This window comes from Enterobacter sp. PP-008-ECC_S150, assembly GCF_045257065.1.
Taxonomy (GTDB): domain Bacteria; phylum Pseudomonadota; class Gammaproteobacteria; order Enterobacterales; family Enterobacteriaceae; genus Enterobacter; species Enterobacter chengduensis.
Map to the genome: position 1 here is coordinate 41,781 of NZ_JBJHHG010000023.1, position 21,212 is coordinate 62,992.

The 21,212-nt window shown below is 46.2% G+C and carries 28 protein-coding genes; 24 read left to right on the forward strand and 4 right to left on the reverse strand.

The window, feature by feature from the left end:
• Positions 1-186: 186 nt before the first annotated feature.
• The 4 genes from ACJBF3_RS21210 to ACJBF3_RS21225 all read right to left on the reverse strand — a co-directional run bounded on the left by ACJBF3_RS21210 (position 187) and on the right by ACJBF3_RS21225 (position 2,781).
• On the reverse strand, positions 187-774 hold the full coding sequence (locus tag ACJBF3_RS21210) for a hypothetical protein (RefSeq protein ID WP_000491820.1): 588 nt from the start codon (positions 772-774) through the stop codon (positions 187-189).
• 43 nt (positions 775-817) lie between these two features.
• Positions 818-1,081 carry a hypothetical protein gene (locus tag ACJBF3_RS21215; RefSeq protein ID WP_000149862.1) on the reverse strand — a complete coding sequence of 88 codons (264 nt, stop codon included), beginning with the start codon at positions 1,079-1,081 and terminating at the stop codon, positions 818-820.
• Positions 1,082-1,174: 93 nt separating this feature from the next.
• Complete coding sequence (locus tag ACJBF3_RS21220) at positions 1,175-1,936, reverse strand: methyltransferase (RefSeq protein WP_001167418.1); 762 nt, start codon at positions 1,934-1,936, stop codon at positions 1,175-1,177.
• An 80-nt stretch (positions 1,937-2,016) separates the two neighbouring features.
• On the reverse strand, positions 2,017-2,781 hold the full coding sequence (locus tag ACJBF3_RS21225) for a hypothetical protein (RefSeq protein ID WP_000277498.1): 765 nt from the start codon (positions 2,779-2,781) through the stop codon (positions 2,017-2,019).
• Positions 2,782-3,112: 331 nt separating this feature from the next.
• Here ACJBF3_RS21225 and ACJBF3_RS21230 point away from each other — a divergent pair, with 331 nt between their 5' ends.
• The 24 genes from ACJBF3_RS21230 (at position 3,113) to ACJBF3_RS21345 (ending at position 21,122) form a co-directional block, all read left to right on the forward strand.
• On the forward strand, positions 3,113-3,628 hold the full coding sequence (locus ACJBF3_RS21230; protein ID WP_012695482.1) for a hypothetical protein: 516 nt from the start codon (positions 3,113-3,115) through the stop codon (positions 3,626-3,628).
• 103 nt (positions 3,629-3,731) lie between these two features.
• Positions 3,732-4,163 (forward strand): hypothetical protein, encoded by a 432-nt coding sequence (locus tag ACJBF3_RS21235; protein ID WP_001251242.1) that lies wholly within the window; start codon positions 3,732-3,734, stop codon positions 4,161-4,163.
• 221 nt (positions 4,164-4,384) lie between these two features.
• On the forward strand, positions 4,385-4,588 hold the full coding sequence (locus ACJBF3_RS21240) for a hypothetical protein (protein ID WP_012477421.1): 204 nt from the start codon (positions 4,385-4,387) through the stop codon (positions 4,586-4,588).
• A 32-nt stretch (positions 4,589-4,620) separates the two neighbouring features.
• The gene (locus ACJBF3_RS21245) at positions 4,621-4,872 is read left to right on the forward strand and encodes a hypothetical protein (protein ID WP_000115760.1); all 252 of its coding nucleotides are present in this window, start codon (positions 4,621-4,623) and stop codon (positions 4,870-4,872) included.
• Between the two features lie 402 nt (positions 4,873-5,274).
• A complete protein-coding gene (locus tag ACJBF3_RS21250) occupies positions 5,275-7,665 on the forward strand; it encodes an Ig-like domain-containing protein (protein ID WP_000694551.1) in 2,391 nt (796 codons plus the stop codon).
• A gap of 433 nt (positions 7,666-8,098) precedes the next feature.
• Positions 8,099-8,569, forward strand: a complete 471-nt coding sequence (locus tag ACJBF3_RS21255) for a hypothetical protein (protein ID WP_000170639.1) — start codon at positions 8,099-8,101, stop codon at positions 8,567-8,569.
• Positions 8,570-8,618: 49 nt separating this feature from the next.
• Positions 8,619-8,915 carry a type II toxin-antitoxin system RelE/ParE family toxin gene (locus ACJBF3_RS21260; protein ID WP_000581857.1) on the forward strand — a complete coding sequence of 99 codons (297 nt, stop codon included), beginning with the start codon at positions 8,619-8,621 and terminating at the stop codon, positions 8,913-8,915.
• A 44-nt stretch (positions 8,916-8,959) separates the two neighbouring features.
• A complete protein-coding gene (locus tag ACJBF3_RS21265) occupies positions 8,960-10,105 on the forward strand; it encodes a hypothetical protein (RefSeq protein WP_000339750.1) in 1,146 nt (381 codons plus the stop codon).
• A 405-nt stretch (positions 10,106-10,510) separates the two neighbouring features.
• On the forward strand, positions 10,511-10,888 hold the full coding sequence (locus tag ACJBF3_RS21270; protein ID WP_000645320.1) for a hypothetical protein: 378 nt from the start codon (positions 10,511-10,513) through the stop codon (positions 10,886-10,888).
• Positions 10,889-10,979: 91 nt separating this feature from the next.
• The gene (locus ACJBF3_RS21275; protein ID WP_000069824.1) at positions 10,980-11,408 is read left to right on the forward strand and encodes a hypothetical protein; all 429 of its coding nucleotides are present in this window, start codon (positions 10,980-10,982) and stop codon (positions 11,406-11,408) included.
• A gap of 64 nt (positions 11,409-11,472) precedes the next feature.
• Positions 11,473-11,730 (forward strand): hypothetical protein, encoded by a 258-nt coding sequence (locus ACJBF3_RS21280; RefSeq protein WP_001290639.1) that lies wholly within the window; start codon positions 11,473-11,475, stop codon positions 11,728-11,730.
• A 155-nt stretch (positions 11,731-11,885) separates the two neighbouring features.
• Positions 11,886-12,494: a hypothetical protein gene (locus ACJBF3_RS21285; protein ID WP_000833775.1), complete on the forward strand. Its 609-nt coding sequence runs from the start codon at positions 11,886-11,888 to the stop codon at positions 12,492-12,494.
• A 170-nt stretch (positions 12,495-12,664) separates the two neighbouring features.
• Positions 12,665-13,915: a site-specific DNA-methyltransferase gene (locus ACJBF3_RS21290; RefSeq protein ID WP_000104393.1), complete on the forward strand. Its 1,251-nt coding sequence runs from the start codon at positions 12,665-12,667 to the stop codon at positions 13,913-13,915.
• 294 nt (positions 13,916-14,209) lie between these two features.
• Complete coding sequence (locus tag ACJBF3_RS21295; protein WP_000834113.1) at positions 14,210-14,530, forward strand: hypothetical protein; 321 nt, start codon at positions 14,210-14,212, stop codon at positions 14,528-14,530.
• A 242-nt stretch (positions 14,531-14,772) separates the two neighbouring features.
• Positions 14,773-15,099: a hypothetical protein gene (locus ACJBF3_RS21300; RefSeq protein WP_000556022.1), complete on the forward strand. Its 327-nt coding sequence runs from the start codon at positions 14,773-14,775 to the stop codon at positions 15,097-15,099.
• A gap of 65 nt (positions 15,100-15,164) precedes the next feature.
• Positions 15,165-15,422, forward strand: coding sequence for a hypothetical protein (locus ACJBF3_RS21305; protein WP_001052325.1), 258 nt, complete (start codon positions 15,165-15,167; stop codon positions 15,420-15,422).
• Positions 15,423-15,651: 229 nt separating this feature from the next.
• Entirely contained in the window at positions 15,652-16,443 is a 792-nt protein-coding gene (locus tag ACJBF3_RS21310; RefSeq protein ID WP_000774871.1) for a hypothetical protein, read from the forward strand.
• Positions 16,444-16,493: 50 nt separating this feature from the next.
• Positions 16,494-16,943 (forward strand): hypothetical protein, encoded by a 450-nt coding sequence (locus ACJBF3_RS21315; protein WP_000182312.1) that lies wholly within the window; start codon positions 16,494-16,496, stop codon positions 16,941-16,943.
• A gap of 165 nt (positions 16,944-17,108) precedes the next feature.
• Positions 17,109-18,053 (forward strand): phosphoadenosine phosphosulfate reductase family protein, encoded by a 945-nt coding sequence (locus ACJBF3_RS21320; protein ID WP_406545248.1) that lies wholly within the window; start codon positions 17,109-17,111, stop codon positions 18,051-18,053.
• A gap of 14 nt (positions 18,054-18,067) precedes the next feature.
• A complete protein-coding gene (locus ACJBF3_RS21325) occupies positions 18,068-19,480 on the forward strand; it encodes a hypothetical protein (RefSeq protein WP_022646499.1) in 1,413 nt (470 codons plus the stop codon).
• A 249-nt stretch (positions 19,481-19,729) separates the two neighbouring features.
• Entirely contained in the window at positions 19,730-19,969 is a 240-nt protein-coding gene (locus ACJBF3_RS21330) for a hypothetical protein (RefSeq protein ID WP_001180999.1), read from the forward strand.
• Between the two features lie 62 nt (positions 19,970-20,031).
• Positions 20,032-20,343, forward strand: a complete 312-nt coding sequence (locus tag ACJBF3_RS21335) for a hypothetical protein (RefSeq protein ID WP_000172888.1) — start codon at positions 20,032-20,034, stop codon at positions 20,341-20,343.
• On the forward strand, positions 20,340-20,534 hold the full coding sequence (locus tag ACJBF3_RS21340; protein ID WP_000159617.1) for a hypothetical protein: 195 nt from the start codon (positions 20,340-20,342) through the stop codon (positions 20,532-20,534). The genes ACJBF3_RS21335 and ACJBF3_RS21340 overlap by 4 nt, the downstream gene beginning before the upstream one ends.
• A gap of 54 nt (positions 20,535-20,588) precedes the next feature.
• Entirely contained in the window at positions 20,589-21,122 is a 534-nt protein-coding gene (locus ACJBF3_RS21345) for an HNH endonuclease (RefSeq protein ID WP_000241452.1), read from the forward strand.
• Positions 21,123-21,212: the final 90 nt, after the last annotated feature.

Genomic DNA, 21,212 nt, shown 5'->3' on the forward strand with positions numbered 1-21,212 from the left:
TAAAAAAGAATCAGGATAAATTAGGTATGTCAGATATAAATGCGTTAACGGACGGCATATATGAATCAAAACCTGGCGGCATTACGCCACCAGTCGAGAGGGGAGTGAACCTCAGTCAGTACGTCTACCTTCGTTCCGCAAGGCGCTTCTTGTTGTGAATTACAAACTGCCCTGGCGAGAACTGCATCATTTCACCCCTAGCAACACACGTGCCTCTTCAACGGTTTGCCAAGAAGGCATTGCTACGCCAGATTGAGTGCCGTTGCCCCTGCGCTCACCTGTGTCACATTCTACATAAAGACGCATCAGCATCGCTTCTGTTTCAGCGGCCCGGCTATTATCCATTACCAGTTCTGCTGCGCGTCGTAGCTGTTCTGGAATGTCATTCCACATTCCCGCACCACTTCTGTCTTTGTTAGTGAGCAAGTCTTCAATAGCAGATGAAGCCATGTTAAGCAGGTCAGCCGAAACTAAAGGCATCGGCGGGGCGGTATAGAGGATTCGACGTCTTCCGCGTCTGTCTGGATCGTATTTATCATAAAAAGCTTTGTTCACATCTTCCCAGTGCCACTGAAGTTGCCCGGTTGCGTCATGGTGGCAAAACTCGCACTGATAAACAGGCGCAATCGACATAACTGCCTTTCCAATACGTGCCAGTACAGCAACTTCGTCAGCTCTGAGACTCATTGCTTCGCTTGGGTTACTACCCTCGGCAAATTCCAAAATTTGTTCAATACGTTCTGGTGTGAAAGTGGTCATAGGCTTTGAAAACATATTTTTCCAGTTGTGCTTACCATATCATCAGGCATTAGGAGCGTTAGCGAATAATTAACAGGTCAGGACCAAAACTAAATCCTTCCCCCATACGGTCTTCATGACGGGAGACATATGCCTTACCGTATTTCTCCAGATCCTGTAAGCGATCTTTTGCCAGATTCCACGAGTATTCCTGGCCCCACACGGGTCCGTCACGCCCGTCAAAGCGGTCAGGTTTACAATTTGCTTTCAGAAGAGCGTAGACATGCTCCACCGTGGGTAGCTGCAAAGCACTATTAGCCTGAGAAACGGCAGTATGCGTCATTTCTGTTCACTCTTTATTGATTTAGTCAGTTAAGCCGGTCAGGTAACTTTAACCGGCTACTCGTATTAAGATTTCTTTCCGGTTGCTTGTCAGTTAGCGGCGAAGATCAATTTCAAGGCGGGCTGTTTTGACCTTTGTTCCGGACTCCCTAAATGTATCATCCGGAAGAGGCGAAATTTGTCCGCCAAGTTGTTTGACTCGCTCCCTGAGCGCTTTTGTCAGTGTGTCTTCCCGGAACAATACCCCAGCTGACAGAATGGCCTGTAAGCGACCTCGCTTAGCGAGCATTGCGATGGCATGCATGACTTGTTTAACGTCAGAGCGTTTAAGGAATGGTGGATTCATAACGATAACATCAAAAGTTTCATCGGGCTGGTACCCAAGAAAGTCGGTATGCACCAGCTCGACTCCTGTGCTAAGGACACTATCGTTCTTCACTGCAAGGAATCGCTCATCGTTCAATTCGATCCCGGTAATCAATGCATCCGGAGCCGCCAGTTTTAAGGCTTTCAGAATGCGGCCATCACCAAACTCTGGCTCCAGTACACGCTCCCCGGCAGCTGGTTCAGCGCGTAGAACCATATCTGTGACTAAATTCTCAGGTGTAGGGAAGAAATTGAACAGATCTCGTGGGATGTCAACCGAACCTGTCAGAATGATTTGCTCGATACGCTCAGCTGCATCCGCCGTAAAAATATGTGCCTGCTCTTTTCGGTTCCATTTGCCACCGGCGGCTTCGAGCACTTTGTTTGTCTTAACATAAATGCTGCGGTCGAGCTGGTCGGCCAGGAAAAGAAAGTTCCCTTCAGCACGGCAGCGAGATAAGACGTTCAGAACTTCAGTTGAGATTTGCATTAAAACTCCATTAAGAGGATTTACCCGCCTGGCGGCAGCGGGTTGGTTACTTAAACGGGACAATTCAGATTTGGCCTTGGTTAGTCGGCAGACAACAGCAGGGATGGGCTGTTATAAGAGAAGCGGTCAACGGGAGCCTTATCAAATCGCTGACCGCTTGCATCAGGGGTCAGAACGAGTCCGTTATGGGCGCAATGAATGTGGAGCAACATATCCCCGCCGGTGTTGATGTGTAAGGCAGGCACACCCTGATCGATTTCGAACATGACACCAAAACAGGGGTTACCTTCCTTGTTAACAACTTCACAGTGGATGTTATGTTGGCCGGTAACGCTGACCTGATAGGCCTGACTGTCCTCTTCTGGCAGTGTTTCCTCCTCCAGGCGCCAGTCCTGAAGTGTGAGGCTAATTTCAGGGGTGTCATGCTCTTTCTGAAGAGCCTGGATACCTTTACGGAACAGCTGCATCATTTCAGGAGTAAGGCAGTCTTCCTCAGCTCCAAAATGTTCTTTCCAGCCTTCAGGATCTGCATACATCCAGACGTTTTTAGCGAGCGAAGGTAAGGAAGCATCAGGCTCTACAAGGAGGTGAGGGATGTTCTCTTTGATTCCGAGATAACGTACCGGCTGGCCATTAAGCGGTAACCCATCCGACACTGTAACTTCTGTTCCTGGCAAGACGACGCTGTTTACCAGACCTCCACAATGTTCGGCCACCACGCGGCCTAAATCTGCCATAAACATCCGATGCTTTTCTGGTGAGTCCAGCTCACCAAGGAGTTCAGGTTTAAGCAGTAAACCGGTAATAATCTCAGTCAGTTCACGAGGAGATACTAATTTATACATTTTGTTTTCCTTTTCTGTGTTGGCTTTATATTACCAATCCAGATGCACGAGCTAATAACCTCCAGACAACTTTTTCAAAAATTATTTACTTAAAGCAGGGTGCTAATATGCGCAAGAAATGAATTTAGGAAGGACGGCTTCAAATTTAACTTTTTGGTTTTTTATTTTAGACGGACTTTAAAATAGCATCGTTGATAAAATAATAAACATGGTTTGTTTTTTTGTTTGTATTGACAATCAAATGGGTATAAATTAATTTACTTACATGGCGTATATTTAACGCCACCGCCCCGGCGGCACCGGGCATAAAAGGAAAACCATTTTGAAACCGATGCTCAAAAAAGATTTTTTTTCAGCTATTGAAAACCTTCTCAAAGCTGGCTTTCAACCTCGCTTTTACACTGTTAACAGTGGCCGAATCGGTCTCATTACATTCACTGATAAAAATGGAACAAAACAGGTCGAACAGGTTTATTCCTGCACTTCTTTAGCCGCCAATACTTTTGGAAAGCGCTTCACCACTTGGTTAGAAGAAATTTTTCAAAAGCATAATGAAGAAAAAGTAGCTGATTCCGGGTTCGAGGTTGGTAGCCGTGTCTGGGATAAATTGATGTATACGTTGCGCACCATTTCAGAAATTCGTGCCGGGGGGGTGCTGGTGCTGGATAACGGTGCACAGCGTACACTGGATGAAGTGCAAAAAACGGCACCTGAAACAAACCAGGTGGAGCCAAAGGAAATCTCTTCACTTCAGGAGCTGCTGAACGCTTCCAAAAATCTGGAGCCGACTTCGCCTGAGCTAATTGCGGCTCTTAATGAGGCTCTGTCAACCGCCATAAAACGGTGAATGCAACGGCAGTCTGGCACATCAGGCCTTGTCAGAGATTAGGCCTGAAAAGCACTTACGTACCGATATAACACCTAATTCCCCTCTAAGGAGATTGCCCTAAATGGCGATGAATAAAAAAGAACAAGCCGCGTATGATGAGCTGGTGGCACAGGCCAGAATAAACCGCGCTTTACGCTGGTCTGACTATGGCGTTGAACGCGATATGCCCGTACCAGAGGTCTCGGGGGAATACCAAAACGGCTGGAGCTTCAACACCGCCACTGGCACTGTTTATCCGACATGGAGCGGAACTACGGTTCACGGCACACGGGAAGAGGGAGAGGTTGTCGATGCAACCTCCCGCCGCATGCGAGGCATGAATGGTAGCCAGAACGGCATACCACAATACAGCACCAAAGAACGCGCCCTGAAGGCATTACGCTGTTCGCTTGAAATCAAGTTTGCCATGCAGCTGGATGCCATAGATAAAGCTATCGCAAAAGAAATAGAGCTGTCCACCGCTCGCCGGGAGAGCGATACATCAGATGCCTAGCGGTAAACCATCAATTCAGGCCCGTGATCAGAGGGGCCTTAACGCCCTGAAAGAGGCGGTTCCAGCGACGGCACAACTACAGATGCGGGTTACCCCTGAACGTAAACTGCGTTACGTCAATCAGGCAAAGGCCGAAGGTCTGGGTCTAACAGACTGGGTCCAAAAGCATATGGATAACGTGTGTGATCTGGCAGGCCAGCCTGAAATAACCATGTACAAAGATGATGGAGAAACAAGTGGCCAAAAATAACAACAGTCTCAAACAGCATGTCTTCAATATGCTGTCGGCTGGCAGCGAACTTAAAGAAGTGAAGCGTTTTCTCACCAGCAAGCGAGTTAAAGCCCGCCTGGCAGTGTCAATGATCCACGAGCAGGCGATTGCTGTGCAGAACACTGAATACCAGAATTATCCGGCTTATAGCTAACTGGTAACAACAATTACAGAGAGATACTTAAAATGAGCGTAAACCCAGAATACACCAGGGTTCAGCATGTCCAGATTATTCGCGAGCGAGATGGGCAGAAGGAAGTTGTTCGAGTCTATGATGAAGATGGCGACGTGGTTCTGTGTTTACCTGCCTACATTCAGGATGAGGAAATAAATCTTATTCTGCGCCGGTTGAATGACGTATATTCAGTCGGATATCGTGTAGGTGATGCAGCCCGCCGCCGCGCCATCAAAAAAGCGCTGGGGGATGATGAGGAGTAAGGCCATTTTTACTGGCAAGATATCTGTATACCGGAGTCTTTAGAGTACGTTCTAATGGCTCCGGATTATTAATACTGTTTTACTCATGCAATAAAAAGCAAACCAAAATTCTTTCGCTAATTCATTTTTAAATGCTCAAATCATTAAATGTAAGGAGCGTTATTTATCAATAGGTATGGCGTTCTTAATGGCTATTAAGCTAGTTCTGCTTTCGCTTGCTTCTGGAAATTAGGGAAACCTAATTTTACCCTATCAAAAAGTAACTTTTCTGGTTTTGTTGCATTCACGTAAACAAAAAAAGTCCCGCCGGGCAGAAAAGAAAAACATCAAAAATAGCTATTTTCCCGAAAAGATCACGAACACTGAAAAAGTATCATGGGGAACCTGATCAGGAGACAACCCATGAAAATCAAACTAGCCCTGCTTATTGCATTTGCAGGTTTCAGCGCAGGAGCTTCCGCTGAAATCGCAGAATTCAGCTTTAAAGATACCCTGAACGTTAAAAAGACCGTATCGCCTGCATCCGTATGGATTAATCCGGTAACGAGCTTTGACGTTGCCGTTATTTCCGGTCTGGACCGTTATATTACGCTCAGTCTGCTGAAAAGTGACGGGAGCCTCATCTGGAGCACGAAAAGCAGCCTGGTTACCGTTGATGACCGTACCACATCTTCGACAGGCTTTGATTATTACGGCAAGACTCTGACCGTACCAGCGATGGGAGAAGATAGCTTCACCCTCAGAGAGGTGATTACCGACTTGCAAGGGAAGGAGGTCTCCCGGCAGGATTACCCGCTTGCAATTGACCGAACGCCTCCGGCAACGGGTACCATAAGTTATACGAGAAATGGGTGGAACTTTGGCAGCGAAGCGATCTTCACTTCAGTACCAGCCGGTATGCAGTACGCCAGCGTCCAGGCACTGGTCTTTAATGGACTGAGTGATAAAGGTTCCGGGCTTGCTAATGCTGAATATTTCATAACCGATGCCGCTGGAGTGGAGCGTAAAAAGCCAGCGGAAATTAATACAGTGGAAGGTAGCGTAACCGTTCAAGTCGCCGACGCAAGCAGCAATGCCCTGGCACCGGAAAACCGCTCTGAATATAAAGTGGGGATCTACCTTTATGACAAAGCGGGAAACAGGAGCGAACTAAGCCGCCGAAGCGTAATTGATCGGGTTAAGCCTGACGATATCATCCAGGTGCAGGACGCCACTACCGGATCATGGGTCTCCTATCAGTCTGGCATGACCGTCTTCCAGAACCCTATTTCCGTACGGGTATTAAGGAAGAAAAGTGACTTTACTGCTGTTAACGGTTCCAAATATGGCTGGGCGGACTCGAATTTCCAGACGTCCGATAGCACTTATAATATCTATACTTTCAAATACATATATCCAAATGTGGGGGATACTTATCATGAATTTCAGACTCTGGCGGGAGGAGTAAGACGAATTCATCATAACTCCCTCAACTTCACTCCAGCCCCGGCGATGGAAATAGCCCCGAAGATAGTGGCTAAAGAGATGTACCGGAGTGATACCAGTGAGTGGTTAACTCAGGCCTCAATCAGCGTTAAAACCGCCACCATTAGCCGCATAAAGGTAACCGCAGAACCCCGACCATACGTGCAAAAGTTCAGAACGGTAAAAAATGCAGCCTGGTTCTGCACTATTCCTGTCGGACAAAGTTCATGCGAGATGACGGTTAACTTCAACTACACCAGTGACAAAGGATTTGAGTATCTGCATCTTTACTCGGGAAAAGATGGTGACAGCATATTCGATGCGCTTGCTGGTAATTTTACGGTTATCTGGGATAACAACCCACCGGTGGTTAATGTCGCTCAGGTAAACAAGGCCTCCAAGACAATCACTATGACGGCCACCGATAATGATCGCGTCAACGCCTGGAACATCAGCTACTGGGATACCAAAGTTTTCGAAGCCACCCTTAAAAATGCCCGGGGGGAAACTTTCACCCTGAAGCCTGTGACTGTCAGTGAAAGCGATTATAAAACCAAAAACGCCACTTTCTCATACGCTGGTCTACCGGACGGGGATTATACGGTTGTTAGCGTGTCTGCCACGGATCTTGTTGGAAACACAGGAACCAAAACGCTTAATGCACCGCTGAAAATTGACTCAACGCTTCCGGTTATTGCGTTCAGCTTTAATGGCGCAGACGCAGAAGGAAAACTGGTTAAAGGGCTTGAGAACCTACGCATAAGCGTTACTGATGCCTCTGGGGATGCTTCCCTGATATCGCTTCAGCTCGCTGGTGGACCTAACTCTGAAAAGGTCACCCTTGCATTCACGCCGCTATCCAAGGATGTCTTTATTCCTGAATACCCCAGAATCTTCCCCAATACTGACGAATCGGGACAGATGTATCATCTGGAGGCTCTGGCTATTGACGAATCAGGTAACCGGACCACTAAAACGCTTAATTTTACCTACCAGCCAGCTAACCTGATTATGCTGGATAATCTCAAGACGCTGGCCACAGCCGTAGCACTGAAAGCAACGGACAACACGCCGCTGGCCATCATCCGAACCAGTGTGTTGCGTCGTCAGGACGGTTCTATCATTACCGGACAGTTAAACGGAACCCTGACTGTTCAGAAAAACGCCCAGTTCGGCGTTACGGTTGCCGGAGTTACGGTCCAGCCTGGTGAAACTAAATCGCTGTCACTGGATCTTGGTAATGGTGAAGAGCGCACATATCCCGTTACTCCCGCTGTAAGTGGTCAATCTGGCACGGCCACATTTGCTATAGAATTCCCTCAAACATAAACCCTACACAAGGGTACGGTAGTATGCCGTACCCTGTTACGCCATCCTCAATGTAAAATGTAGAGTTGAGCATGACTTAATTATTACTTTCTCATTAAGTGTCTCTTAAACTGCAAACGGGAAAGTAATATTCCCGAGACGGGAAGGACTCCTTCCTTTTGGTTATAATCTATGATGCTAAACTGTGTAATTACACCGGAACAATGTCCTCGTTTAAATCGCTGGCACCAGTACATGATTTATCCATGAATGCTTTTTGATGCAATTTTACTTCAGAATGCTCTTAATTTTTTAAACAAATTATATTTGAATCCTTCGTGTATAAATTTGCAGACCCTCTCTCAATGTTTTTTTAAAATATTTACTCTCAGGTTATTAGCCAGTAGATTCATTCTGTCATGATTACTCCAGAACTAACCGGAGGAATCACATTATGACCAAATATTATGATCGCAGTGGAATTGAAATCTCCAGCGCAAAAATCCGCTGTGTTGATTCTGTAAAAGGTACTGCGGAATATACTTTTCGTATTGTTTGCGATAAATGCAATGGGCGGGGAGAGCGTAAGCATTTTTATAGAAGTCGCTGTATGGCTTGTAAAGCCACGGGTTACAGCCTCGAAACGACCCGTACTGCTTACACGCTGAATGCGCTGTACCGCATTAATGCGCAAGCTGCCCGCAAAGTGTCAGCATCCCTGCAAGACGAGCGTTTAAGGACTGAAAGCGCCCACAGTTCTGCGTTCACAGCATGGTGCAGGTCTCATCAAAAAATGGTTGATGCAATCACCCAACAATCCAGTAGTAATAATTTTCTGGAAAGCCTTAAGTCTTCTTTAACCCACCAGCGTCAGTTAAGTGATAAGCAGCTGGCAGTTGCCGCCCGCATTTTAGGTATTCATTAATTCAAAGCCCTTTTAATTTAATTTTAAGGTCAATTATTACGGAGGAACTATGATCCATTCATTTAAAGACAGACGGCTTGAAAAGTTCTTCCGTAATGGAAAAACAACGGCAGGTATTCCTTCTGAAATTATTAACGCAATTCTGTGTCGACTTGAAACGCTGGATAATGTCCAGAGTGAGCGGGAGTTATTATCCAACAGCTTGCGTTATGAACGCTTAAGAATGACGTCAAACCGTTATTCCTCCATTCGAGTAAACTCTAAGTATCGATTATTCTTTGAATGGAATGATGGCGCACATAATGTTCATTTGTCTGCACATGACTATAAATCGCTCATCCATTAAGGTTAAAAATGAAGCTATTTTCAATTTCATCCCGGGATACAAGCATGGACGCGATGTTTTATATCCAGGCCAGTACTAAACAACAGGCAAGTTACATATTTAGTACCCTTTCCCCGAAGCCTACTGCGAACTGCCAGCTTACAGATTTGCAGAATGAGACGGTCGTCCCTTCCATAAGCCCTATTTCGCTTTCACTTAACCCCTGGTCGATCAATTCCCAGTCCCGAACCCGGGAACTGCGTATGGCCACGCATGGTCTTAACCTGATCTGTGCAGTCACGGATGAGCATACCCGTCAGATAGTTGACTTTTGCGATAACCTTGGACAGCAGCTTAAGGATCCGGACGACAAAAGCGCCTGGGTTAAGCTCATTAATTCTGAATGCGCTTTGCTTAATTCTCCGCGTCTCTATCCCGTTCTGCTTGAGCCGGATACACCGGCACAATTTGAAATCTTTGTGCCAGCTCCGGAAGATGGAGAACACGACACGGTCATAGCCAGCGTTGTTAAAGAATGTTTCGGAGATGAATGCCGGTACAGAGTAACGGACAAAGCTTTTGCAATGTCGGAAAAGCCAGTCATCAGGCTGGAAGCTCATTTCAATGACAAACGCGAAAAGGTTTTAGAACTGACCTTTTCCTGTTTCAATCTTTCACTCTCAGCGTCCGTGCATGAAAACCAGCTACGTCAGATTTTGTTACTTTGCGAAGACTTTGGCGTAAGGCTTCAGGGTAGAGCAGGGGCATCCTGCCACGTTAATATGCGCAGTGCTTACCGTCGTCTTGCTCATGTTGGCACCGGCTCTCGCCCAGGTGATGACAGTGATGTGCGGGTCTATACCTCGTTAAAAGAAGAAAAAGATGTTAAGAGGCTGCTTGATAAGTCAACCAGGGGAAGTGAGCTTGTACCGGCGAGGCACGGGCAGCAGTTTAACGGGGTCTTAGTGAATGCCACACCCGCATCGGCCACTACTGGTTTCATTTACCTTTCGCATGATTTTCCGGAAGGCCAGTTTATGATGACAGCCGAGGTGTTGCATGTTGGAATTACACCAGGCGGTATTTACTACATTGAAACACTGGACGGTTACCGGTTTATCGTGACAGCGTTTGAGAAGGGATTAATGAACGGTTTGAGGGAGTTTATAGCTGCAAATGAGGAATATTTTAAGTATTACCGCTGGTCTTAGTATCTGAGCTGAAACCGGTAGGCCAGGGAAGGCAACCGGGAAAATGCAATTTAACCTGATCCTATACCTACGACTATCTTTATCCACTTATAATAGCCTCACCAAATTATAATGCCCGATCACCGCATTTGCTTAAACCTCACATATTCTTCTTATGCTTCCCCTGATAATCTACGACCGAAAGACAAAGGAAAGTGAATACGAAATAAGATTTATGAGCACATAAAAGTTACTTTTCCTTGGTGGCACATCACAAACATTGTGGGTTTCATAATCCTTTTTGTTATTTAAAAAGGATGTGTTCAATTCTAATTAAAGGTGGTATTTTTTTTGAAAGTTTGCTGGGAGGTTATTAGCTGGGGGGATGGGTAACAGTATAATAAGTACAGATGAAAAGGAGGTTTTATGAAAGCGTTAGACGTGGTTTCAACTCAACTCAACTTTATTAATCTGTTGGATCAGGCAGGATATGCTCTTTCAGAAATTGTTGTAAAACGCTTCAGTGCTGCACCAGCCTTTAACGAAGGGCACTGGTTGTTCATTGCAGAGCAGGATAACCGCTACATTGAAGTGGTCTGTATTCTCTCTTTAGCTTCAGAAAGCGGAGAGCAGCATATTGATGTTTTTATTAATATGTTCGAAGACCCGATTGATGATGTTATTTCACGAAACATTGAAACCAAAACCTTTGCGACGCTTTATAAATACATTGAACGTATACCTTTTACTCCGGGTGTAAAGAAAGAATTCTTGAGCAGTATTGAGAACATCAATTTTAGTTAATCAAAAACCACAACTTTTTGCCACCAAGTTATTAGGTAATGCTATCAACCTGATATAATTACCTTAACATGAATATGAGCGGAGCCGGGTTATGTCTAATAATACTGAAGTCATTAGCTGTGATTTATTTTCAACTCTATCTTCACTTAATTTTAGCACCGAGGATATTACAGGTTTGACTCCGGCCAACTTTCGAAAGGGAGCTTTCTTACATGCAAAAATTTCTGCTAGCCAGGCCACGCGAGCGACTGATATTTCCATTCAATTACTCACGGATCGTGTTTCAGGTGAAATGAACTACGTAATAGTAATTGGCAGGCACGAAGGACTCCTGCAAAGCGAAGCAATTGACCCAAACGCTGATAAGCAATACCGGGAAAACCGTTATTCTCGCCATTTTATCTCAGTAACCGATGCCAATACCAAAGCCCTGAAAAAAACCTGCAAGGTAATGAAAACATATATCAAAGAGCAGGCATTTAAGCCTAACACCTGGGGGCACAGTTTCATTAAGGGTTGATTTATTCTTGCCCCGGTGAGCCGGGGCAACGCTAAATTAACCTCAAACTGTGCTGGAGGCACAAATGTCTGAAAAACACTTTATCGTTAAAATCCAGAACCGAAACGGCGACCATGAGAATAGCTATGTTCGGTTACTCGTCAGCGATTGTGAGAAAAATGCTTGCCAGACGGCACTCATTTCAGAGTGCCATGGCGAGCTTGAACAGCTGAGTTTTGAAGACGGTGGGGTTTACGACTACAACGGCGAAAATCACTACAGTGTCAGGAGCTGCGTGGAGGTTGCTCCAGAAGACGTTGCAACTTTGCAACGCTTCCTTTAACACCTGCGACATTTGATTAAATATCGGGCGTCCGCTACAGGATGCCCGTGATTTAAACGATTCCTCAAAGATCGCTGTCACTCCTGATAACTGTATTAAGAGCAGGTTTGTGATAGGTTCAGCGTAACAACATTACTGGAATTTTGGTTGCCTTGATGAAGAGCTGCTTTTCTGATTTACCCGTTAAAGACGGCACGTCCGGAACCTGGAAACTGGACACATTCGAAATTACCGCAGATAAGGCGATGAGCCTCGCCCTTCGTGCCGAGTATACAGGTAATACAGACGAGTTTATCCCGCCCGGTAGATATCGGCGTTTGTCCAACGGCTGGGATGTGGTGATGTCCAATACCCCGATGGAGATCAGAACCTGCCAGGATTTTTTAGAGCGAGCCACCGGGCGCGTGCTCATTAATGGTCTTGGTCTGGGGATGGTGCTTCACGCCATTCTTCAAAAAGAAGATGTAACCCATGTAACAGTAATTGAAAAAGAACAGGACGTTATTAACCTCGTTGCGGCCTCGTTTGCAAACGATCCTCGCGTTGAAATTATCCATGCTGATGCAATGATGTATTGCCCACCAGCAGGCGTCACGTACAACGCATGCTGGCACGACATATGGCCAGACTTCGCAACAGCTAACCTCTCACAGATGGATAAGCTGGAAATTAAGTACCGGGACATCTGTGAATGGCAGGGCTCGTGGGGCAGGGAGGAGTGTGAGCAAAAGCACATTGAGTTTCAAAATCTTGGGGCTGATTGAGTACAACTTTTGAAGGTGTCTCCGCTAAAGAAGACTGGGTCTCTTTGCGCATGCCCAGCTGTGCTGCATGACCTGACAAAGCCTATAAATAAACAGATCGGTTTGATTTAGTAATCCCCCTTCCAACCATCAGGCCGATATTTAAACTGCATCTCCATTAAGGATGGCTGATGAGCACGATTTCTACGGATTTAATTGCACGGATCTACGCAGCCTCCGAATTGCCGTTGAGCAACGACGAGCTTTATCGCGAAGTGCAGCGTGAAACTGGCATGTCGGATGCCGAATTGCACGAACTGAAAGAATTTGGGTCAGATAAAACCAGAACCAGCGGCGTCAAACACAAAGTACGCTGGTTTCAGCAGACTCTTCGGCAGGCCGGAGTCATCGAACGCGTTCCAGAAAAACGGGGCGTCTGGAGATACTCCTCTAAGACGAAAACAAACCTACACGAGTCATGGGAAAAGCTCTGTGTTGTCGGTTTCTCAACTTCTCTTGGGGCATCGGTTTTTGGAAACGCCTATGCCTTCTTCAGCAATATCACAGAGCAAATTCATCTTTGCCTGACCTCGCCGCCTTACCTCCTTCGAAATTCAAGAGACTACGGGCATGGCGGGGGGCGTGGCGAGCAGGTTTATATTGACTGGCTTCTGCGTATCCTCGAACCGATCGTGAAACAGCTTGTACCCGGCGCAAGTGTGGCATTGAATATCACTCAAGATAGCTTTAATAGGGGCAGGCCTTCACGTTCTCTGTATCTGGAGCGTCTGACACTGGCATTATGTGACAAGCTGGGGCTTGAGCTCATGGACAGGCTTCAGTGGGTGAATCGCAGTAAGCCCCCATCGCCAACGCACTGGGCATGTAAGCAACGAGTGCAGCTCTGCTCATCGTATGAGCCTGTGCTGTGGTTTACCAATGATGCGAGTAAGGTTCGTTCAAACAACTTACGTGTACTGCAACCGCATTCAGAGCAGCATCTTAAATTGCAGGCAGCAGGCGGTGAAAATCGCACGACCTTTTATGGTGATGGGGCGTACCAGCTTAAAAGCGGATCCTTTGGAAATAAAACAGAAGGAACGATCCCCAAAAATACTTTGTTTTACGGCAATAGCTGCGCTGATACGAGATTTTGCCATTCCATTGCCCGCGAGCTAGGTTTTCCGCTGCATGGTGCAACGTCTCCTACCAGGCTTGCAGCGTTTCTGATTGAGTTTTTGACAGAGCCGGGAGATCTTGTTGTAGATCCCTTCGCTGGCCTGCATAAAGTTCCCATCGCAGCCGAGCGACTTGGCAGACGTTGGCTGGCGACGGACAAAATCATGGAATGGCTGGCGATTTCCCGAAACCTTTTTACGGCCGCACCGGGATATAAGAGTAACCCCATGCTGGACGAGCTCGCCGAACTGTATCGGGCTTAATGCAAGTTAACGGTTTTGATAAAGTGGTTTGAAGCGACAAGCGGTTTATTCATTTTGCATTGTTTCTACCATAAAATGACAATATTAACGGCTTAGCATACGCCGCAGAGATAATTAGGGTGCCATTCATTTCCGGTTGTCTGTATTAACGAGTGTATTCAATATTCACTTGTTTCTCCGATATAGACCCAACAAAAAAAACTGATGGTTGTGATACAGAACTTGTTGAATTAACATCCGGTACATTAACTATATTGGTAATTTAGACGGTTTCTAAATTAAAGGTGGACAGATATGAAGTCAGATACAGAAATGGTTTCTCCTATCGAGTTGCACATTGGCGATCATGTCCAGCGGCATGGTGCTTTATTTGAGGTTATGCATATTGTTGAATCCGAATGCGATATTCCCGGCGGCATCCGGGTAGCAGCATGCATTTCACGGGTTATCGGTGACGTTACGGGCAATATTCCTCGTGGTTGGCTGGAAACACCGAAGCGTATGGCTGAGCGAGGAGTTAAGTGGGCGACGAGTCTGCCTGAGGGGCTTTACTTTAACATCCAGGGGAACGCACATGCGAAAGTAAGCCGGGTTATTCGTAATGTGACTAATTGAAACTTTTTTCTGAATTGCGGTGTAAAAGTTACTTTTCACCGCATCGTTTTCCCTAACTACTAAATCAGAGCTTCTCTGAAATAAGCGGATTTAACCGCTAGCGATTTATTCAGGCCATTTTATTCTAATCATTATCCTACACTTCAAAAATATTCATTATTTTTTCTTCTGACCTATTAGCCAGAATTCTCGATTCGGTATCATTTACTTACGGTAAATCTTTTGAAAACGAGGTAAATGGCATGCATTCTCAGGATCCTATCACGAAATTAACCCAGACGTTGCAACGCGACGATGGTTCTCAGGTTCGTATTGTAGCGCAGCGGGGATATGGAAGTGGGCTTACAGCCTCGCTTGATGTGTACGTTCTCCGTCGTGATTCCTCTGAAAGCAACTGGTCACTGTGCGGAAAAGATCCTCACCCAGAGTGGAGAAAGATGTCAGTAGATGAGTATCAGAAATTTGGACGCTCTGAAATGCTGCGTTATGCCACACCAGGTGAAATTCTCAGGGTGGCATCCGCTATTGGCCAGCCAATGAGCTTCCTCGATGGCAACCCTGCGTTTTAGCCCGAACCCTGGCGACGCCTTTTAAACCGGCGTCATTCTTTTTACGAGCAACAGACGGAGAAAAAATGAATCTGAACGAACGAAGCACGAGCGCAGCAACGCCAGATTTGAGCCGACTTTATCTCATTTCCGGGCGCATTATGTTTGATGATGATGATCAGGCCTACCTGGTCGAAGCCGACTCCCCTGGTGATGCAGAGGAGGCTTTCCGGCATCATATTGCTGACAGTGCCGACGACTTAGAAAAGGTGATTATAGTTTCCTCTACAAGTTTCGCTTCAGCTCACAGCAGTCGCGTAATTTGTCGGCCTGCCGTGAAGTAATTTCAACTTCCAATGATATTTCCCTCTTTATAAAAGCCGCCGTCTGGCGGTTTTTATTTGCAAAAATGAATATTAATCCTGAATGATATTAATTTAAGATGAGGTAGTGTTCATATTCTTCTTCTTAATATTTTTTCTAAAAAAACGCCTTCAGGTTATTAGTTGGTATTAGTGTATTTGTTATGATCTTCTCATCAAATACATTAATTAAATAATCAAGGAGTCAACTGTGGCAGATAATTATACTCAGGCGTCGTTTATTATTCCCTGCACTCAGGAGCAGGCAAAAATGGCACAAGAAGCAATCACATTCGTTACCGAAGCAGAAATTGCAGAAGGTGAGCGTTTGCTTGATAAGCCACTGACAGATTGTTCTCTGACTGAGAAGCTGATCCTCAGTATTATCGAGAACCACCCTGAGTATGACCCTTCTGAGCCGAGCTTTGGGCAACCATCCTGCCCAGACTGCAATTATGAACTGTTGTTCGCAACAGAAGTTACCAGCAGTGGGCTGGCAGTTTTTCATGGAGAGACCATTGATCTTGACCATGCAATTTGCCTCACAACTGCCGTGCTGTCGGTATTCGACCTCTCGGAAATGGTAACAATTACTGCTGCATTTACATGCAGTAAAAGCCGGACAGATGAATTTGGGGGTATGACTATTCTGGTCACAAAGGATACCCACTATTACCAGGATGGCTGTCAGTTTTCTCGTCTCATGAATGAGGCTCACAAAGCCGGTATCCAGTATGCTCTGTGTAAAGTGACGCATTACCACGGTGAGAGCAGCTATGTGGCAAGCTATGTCCTGAGCTGCGACGTAGCGGATTCAGCCCAGGAGGTCGTTAACAAACGACTGAAGGCATGTGCCGGAAAAGAGCCAGAAGACGGAATCTATATTCTGTGTGAAGAAGACAACACTAGTCTTTCGGTCGAACTCGTTACAGAACTGTCTCCGCTCGATTACGACAAGCTGAGCAAGCTTCTCCCTTCCCTTGACACCCTTTGCGGCGCTTAAGCCTGCCAATTACCGTAGCCACCGGTTTCCCCGGTGGCCTGGAGCCTGCCATGACCAATAAATTCATAGTTTCTACCGTTGATTGTATCAATGAATTTGCAAGTGACGTTCCGCAGAGTGTTTCCTTACGGATAGATACAATGCTTGAACAGCGTATCCGCAAATTGGCGGCATACGTGAAAGAAAACGATCTTCATTTAACTGAGTTTTACTTCTATGACGCTAACTGGTCATTTTGTGGTGAAGATGAAATTCAAGAAATAAAAGACATGGATGAATATAAGCATAGCGACAGCATAAAGCAGGAAGCGATGCTGCGGGAAGTAATGCCATCAGCACGTACGGAATGCCCGGTTATTAGGGTGATGAAAGATTCATTTCAGCTTTCAGCTCTACCACGCCATTGTGGTGATGACATGACTCTTAACACTCCTTTTATTCCGCTGTCTGAGTTGAAAACAAATAATACGGCATTTATTACGCCGCCAACCTATAACTAATAGCTGTGCCGGGTGATTAAATTACAATGGATTATTTTTATATATATTGACATTAAATCCGCGTGATTTTGATTTAATATAATTTCGCTAAATGGTTGCGCTGTAGTTATTTTAAAGTTCTAATAATATCAGTGATGCAGCATATACCGTGGTTCAGGAAAATATATGTTTATTGAAAAAAGCGACTCATTCCTTGAATTATCCTCAGAAGTTATTTTTCCTGAGGCGGCTAATGCTGCCATTTTGAAACATGATAAATGGGCGGATGTTTGGGAGACCCTGACAACCGATGCCGATCTGAACTATACCGATGAAAAGGAGACTGTGAGTCTTTCTTCTCTGGTCATGTCAGCCACATCTGCTATTTATCAGGCTATTACGGACGGCTGGACAATGTGCGTGGGATACAGTGGCGGCAAAGACTCCCATTCTCTTCTGCACCTGTTTCTGATGGCATTGATCAGGGCAGTACGTAACGGCACAAATATCAGCGAACATCATTTCATTCAGATGTCCGATACGCTGATCGAAAACCCTGAGATGCACTATCAGGCTTCACAGGTTCTCAACCAGCTCAGAATGTTCATTGCTGAACACCAGCTACCGGTCACAGTCCTTGTCGCCCGACCGTCTCTTACGCAGAGCTGGGTCGGCCGCATTCTGACTGGGCGCGGACTTCCGACCTGGACTAATTCTTCTACCCGACAGTGCTCAACCGACTACAAAATCGCGCCCCTGCGCCAGGCCAAAGCTCGTTACCTGAAAAACGCCCCGGCATCCGTTCGAAGCAGGGTATGCCTGATGCTGGGCTCCAGGGATGATGAAAGTGCCCGAAGGGCCGGAAATATCCTCAAAATGGGAGGGCAGGCGAGGAAAGTAACCCTGACTGAGCACGGTGGTGAACTCTATCCGGTAAAGGAGTGGCGCACTCAGGACATCTGGTCTTTTCTGATGGCCTGTGGTTCCGAATCACGCTTCCCTTTACCAAGCTTTATGCCGGATAACTTCAGCCTGGCAACGCTTTATAAAGACGCCACCGGGGAGTGTATCTGGTCGCCGGAGAAACCCACTCGAACATCAGCTTGTGGGGCTCGTTTTGCACAGCAGTAGGGGTTGACCATTCAATGGAAACGCTCCTTCGAACTGACCCGGAGAAATACGGTTATCAGGCTGGCCTGAGTCGTCTTCAGCGATTTCTTTCTAAGATCCAGTACGACTGGAGCCTGCGGGATTATATCGGTCGTAAAGTGTTCGAAGGCGGATATGTGCGTCTTCAACCCAATATCTTTTCTTCGTCCCTGACTGAACGTCTTTTTCATGCCTGTTGCAGCCTTGATTATGTTGAAGCAAGACGTGCGGCAGAGCATCGCAGAAAGCTACTTTCCGGCGAGGTTGACGATACGGCTTATAACCGTCGTATGGCTGAGCCACAATTTCGGCTTGTACAGGAAGCAAACGTGATCCACGTTGATTTCCTCTGGTCGTTGCACTGTTTCAACCCTCGCCCGTTTCGGGCAATTGAGATCTATCGCAGGGTCTGGGAAGAGGCCGATCTGGACCTTCTTGAGGATGAGCCTGACATGCAGCCTGTGCCCCGTACACCAATGCCAGCTCCACTCTGGATGAAACTGCCCGGAGGCCGGTTCGGTACAGCTTATGATGGACTGACTGATACGTTGCCGCTGATGACCTATTTTGACGGGCAGGCTGACCCCAGGGCTTCACGTAGCCTAAAGACCGGAGAGAGCAGTTCTGTCGTCGTGGCATTCGAGGAAGAGGATGAGCTGACTGTTGAAGAAGATACGGCGTCCTGGATTATCTGGCATGAATACGACGGGTTACGCCAGCGCATCGCTGACGGTGAGTTTACTCCAACGACTGCTGCTCAGTATCTTCTTCGTTATGGCGCGGTCCGAATTTCAAAAGGCAAGGGCGCTGTCTATCATCGTCTCGCACAACGGGGACAAACCTTTTCCCGCCTGGGGATAGGCGACAGAGTGTCGCTTCCAGAGCTGGTTGCCAGTCGGCGTTTTAAAATACTCAGTGATTCTGCATACCGTCAGGTTGTAGCCCGGAAATTGCGTGGACAGATAAAAAAGTTCAGATTCTGGGCATGCGTAGCTGCCTGTGTTCAGTTGCACGTACACAACAAGACGGCACTCGGAGAAAGAATTTTAACGTTACTCGAAGGTGAGAGGGAACAGCAACAAGGTGCGATCCAGGCGAAGCTGAAGGCGGGAATGATGGATGCAGTTCTAACTCTGTGTAACCAGCGACTCCGGGTGAAAGAAAATACTAACCAGCCAGAGGAGTTCCGCTATTACCGTGCCGTAAGAGCTCGTTTCATGCGCCATTTATCTGAATGCCTTAAGCCAGAAAATGGCGGCGTTATCCGTGACGTTATCTGGGAACTGAGGGTGCTGAGCAGTGCTCACGGTACGACCAAAACAGGTTTTTACTATGTCGATAGCAATCGCCCGACAGCGAAAGGACTGTTAAACCGCCTTCTGATGAGGATGGTCAAGCAGGTCGTATAAGCGTCTGAAACGCGAAACACACGAAAATGGAGGGGTTATACAAAAAAAACTTAGCTTTGATCGTGATGTAATGTGGACATCATGTCCAAGCGTTGCTGCATCCAGAAAAGTAACTTTAATCCTGTTGATACAGCCCTTGCATTACCTGTTTACGCATAGCGTGGAAACGTTCTAATTAAACCAGACGAATATAAATTTAAATTAATTCACTCACCCCCGGAATCGGGGAACTAAACAAAAGGATCATCAATGCAAAATCAAAATACACCCGCTCAGGAAAAACACACCGTATACCTTTTTAATGCCGAACATGCTGACAAGACAGCCGCCAAGCAAGCCGGGAAACTCTTCACGCTGGACATTGAACACCCAATGACCCTCAACGATCTCTCGCTGCTGTGTGAGTCGGTCGCGGACGCTGTGGGAGCACCTGGCGGAATTAAATATGAAATCACAACAGAGCCTAATGGGGTTCAGGAGGAATACTGAATCAGTGTGGTGTGAGTCCATTTTAATTTGACGTTTCATGAGTTCTATCGAGAGGCTGAAGTATGACTTTGAAAATGGAAAGTTCCCGGACTTCCAAGCCTGAGGGGCCATTTGTATTAATCACTTTTGAGGGGGACGAATTTCTTTTTGATGACAGACATAATGTCGTCAAGATAAATGGCAGGCCTAAAAAAATGGATGTAAAGCGAAATTATTTTGAGTCCGATCTGGGAGAAGGGAAAGCGAAATACTGGACTTTAAATATCGAAGAGGCTCATCGGTTCAATTCGATTGATGAAGCGACAGAACAACTTTGTAAACTGAGTCGCCCTCATCTGATCAAAATTCGCAAAGTTGAGGGGGTATCTGAATGACCAAAGAGATGTTTTTACGCATTTTAAATGAGGCACAGGCTCGTGTGGATAACGATTCGCTTCCGCTTGATGTTCGTATCCGGTCACGCACCACGGTAAATGATTGCGTCATCCGGGCAGATAAAGAGGGGTGGCCTATTGAGTATAAACAGAAGGTCTGGGTAGATGCAGTCAGTGGCTGTTATCTTTAGCGGTTACTTAAGCCAGTTCCTGTGCCCGTGAGCTTAGTAAAGGCGGAAAATGATATGGTCAAGGTGATAAATATCAACGGGAATTTAGTTGAATTACCTGAGCCCTCAGCAAAGTTATCCAAAGCTGAATCACCTGATGGTAGGTTCTCAAAACCTAAAAATAAGATCTCTAAAATACAGCGAGCTGAGCTGCGAATGAAATTTGGGGGGCGTTGTGCCTATTGTGGTTGCAAGCTTCCTGAAAAAGGGTGGCATGCCGATCATGTTGAGCCTGTTCGACGCGACTTTGAACTGGTGAGAGCCCCTGTCGGCAGCGGCGTAACTCATGTTGCCCGAAGTACGGGTAAGGTTATGCACCCTGAACTGCATGCTATAGAAAACTTATTTCCATCATGCGCCCCCTGCAACCTTTTTAAAGGAGCTTTTAGTGTTGAAGGAATGAGAAAAGAAATTACCAAACAGGTTGAACGGGCTCGCGCATATAGCGTGAATTTCCGTACCGCAGAACGTTTTGGGTTGCTTCATATTGTAGAAAAACCGGTCGTCTTCTGGTTTGAGCAGTATAACGAACAGAAACAAAACGAATAATTTCTGTGAAACATAAAAGAAGTTAATCAGCAGTGGTTTACTAATTAAAGAGTGATTTAAATATTTTGATGCTGCTGAGGAGCTGCCTGG

What these genes read in the sequence shown, in the direction of transcription:
- ACJBF3_RS21225 (WP_000277498.1), bottom strand. Translation starts at nt 2,781, where the DNA reads ATGTATAAATTAGTATCTCCTCGTGAACTGACTGAGATTATTACCGGT.
- ACJBF3_RS21265 (WP_000339750.1), top strand. Translation starts at nt 8,960, where the DNA reads ATGGACGCGATGTTTTATATCCAGGCCAGTACTAAACAACAGGCAAGT.
- ACJBF3_RS21315 (WP_000182312.1), top strand. Translation starts at nt 16,494, where the DNA reads ATGACCAATAAATTCATAGTTTCTACCGTTGATTGTATCAATGAATTT.
- ACJBF3_RS21275 (WP_000069824.1), top strand. Translation starts at nt 10,980, where the DNA reads ATGTCTAATAATACTGAAGTCATTAGCTGTGATTTATTTTCAACTCTA.
- ACJBF3_RS21285 (WP_000833775.1), top strand. Translation starts at nt 11,886, where the DNA reads ATGAAGAGCTGCTTTTCTGATTTACCCGTTAAAGACGGCACGTCCGGA.
- ACJBF3_RS21230 (WP_012695482.1), top strand. Translation starts at nt 3,113, where the DNA reads ATGCTCAAAAAAGATTTTTTTTCAGCTATTGAAAACCTTCTCAAAGCT.
- ACJBF3_RS21240 (WP_012477421.1), top strand. Translation starts at nt 4,385, where the DNA reads ATGATGGAGAAACAAGTGGCCAAAAATAACAACAGTCTCAAACAGCAT.
- ACJBF3_RS21280 (WP_001290639.1), top strand. Translation starts at nt 11,473, where the DNA reads ATGTCTGAAAAACACTTTATCGTTAAAATCCAGAACCGAAACGGCGAC.
- ACJBF3_RS21210 (WP_000491820.1), bottom strand. Translation starts at nt 774, where the DNA reads ATGTTTTCAAAGCCTATGACCACTTTCACACCAGAACGTATTGAACAA.
- ACJBF3_RS21270 (WP_000645320.1), top strand. Translation starts at nt 10,511, where the DNA reads ATGAAAGCGTTAGACGTGGTTTCAACTCAACTCAACTTTATTAATCTG.
- ACJBF3_RS21235 (WP_001251242.1), top strand. Translation starts at nt 3,732, where the DNA reads ATGGCGATGAATAAAAAAGAACAAGCCGCGTATGATGAGCTGGTGGCA.
- ACJBF3_RS21325 (WP_022646499.1), top strand. Translation starts at nt 18,068, where the DNA reads ATGGAAACGCTCCTTCGAACTGACCCGGAGAAATACGGTTATCAGGCT.
- ACJBF3_RS21250 (WP_000694551.1), top strand. Translation starts at nt 5,275, where the DNA reads ATGAAAATCAAACTAGCCCTGCTTATTGCATTTGCAGGTTTCAGCGCA.
- ACJBF3_RS21295 (WP_000834113.1), top strand. Translation starts at nt 14,210, where the DNA reads ATGAAGTCAGATACAGAAATGGTTTCTCCTATCGAGTTGCACATTGGC.
- ACJBF3_RS21340 (WP_000159617.1), top strand. Translation starts at nt 20,340, where the DNA reads ATGACCAAAGAGATGTTTTTACGCATTTTAAATGAGGCACAGGCTCGT.
- ACJBF3_RS21330 (WP_001180999.1), top strand. Translation starts at nt 19,730, where the DNA reads ATGCAAAATCAAAATACACCCGCTCAGGAAAAACACACCGTATACCTT.
- ACJBF3_RS21290 (WP_000104393.1), top strand. Translation starts at nt 12,665, where the DNA reads ATGAGCACGATTTCTACGGATTTAATTGCACGGATCTACGCAGCCTCC.
- ACJBF3_RS21215 (WP_000149862.1), bottom strand. Translation starts at nt 1,081, where the DNA reads ATGACGCATACTGCCGTTTCTCAGGCTAATAGTGCTTTGCAGCTACCC.
- ACJBF3_RS21260 (WP_000581857.1), top strand. Translation starts at nt 8,619, where the DNA reads ATGATCCATTCATTTAAAGACAGACGGCTTGAAAAGTTCTTCCGTAAT.
- ACJBF3_RS21335 (WP_000172888.1), top strand. Translation starts at nt 20,032, where the DNA reads ATGACTTTGAAAATGGAAAGTTCCCGGACTTCCAAGCCTGAGGGGCCA.
- ACJBF3_RS21300 (WP_000556022.1), top strand. Translation starts at nt 14,773, where the DNA reads ATGCATTCTCAGGATCCTATCACGAAATTAACCCAGACGTTGCAACGC.
- ACJBF3_RS21305 (WP_001052325.1), top strand. Translation starts at nt 15,165, where the DNA reads ATGAATCTGAACGAACGAAGCACGAGCGCAGCAACGCCAGATTTGAGC.
- ACJBF3_RS21345 (WP_000241452.1), top strand. Translation starts at nt 20,589, where the DNA reads ATGGTCAAGGTGATAAATATCAACGGGAATTTAGTTGAATTACCTGAG.
- ACJBF3_RS21245 (WP_000115760.1), top strand. Translation starts at nt 4,621, where the DNA reads ATGAGCGTAAACCCAGAATACACCAGGGTTCAGCATGTCCAGATTATT.
- ACJBF3_RS21255 (WP_000170639.1), top strand. Translation starts at nt 8,099, where the DNA reads ATGACCAAATATTATGATCGCAGTGGAATTGAAATCTCCAGCGCAAAA.
- ACJBF3_RS21320 (WP_406545248.1), top strand. Translation starts at nt 17,109, where the DNA reads ATGTTTATTGAAAAAAGCGACTCATTCCTTGAATTATCCTCAGAAGTT.
- ACJBF3_RS21220 (WP_001167418.1), bottom strand. Translation starts at nt 1,936, where the DNA reads ATGCAAATCTCAACTGAAGTTCTGAACGTCTTATCTCGCTGCCGTGCT.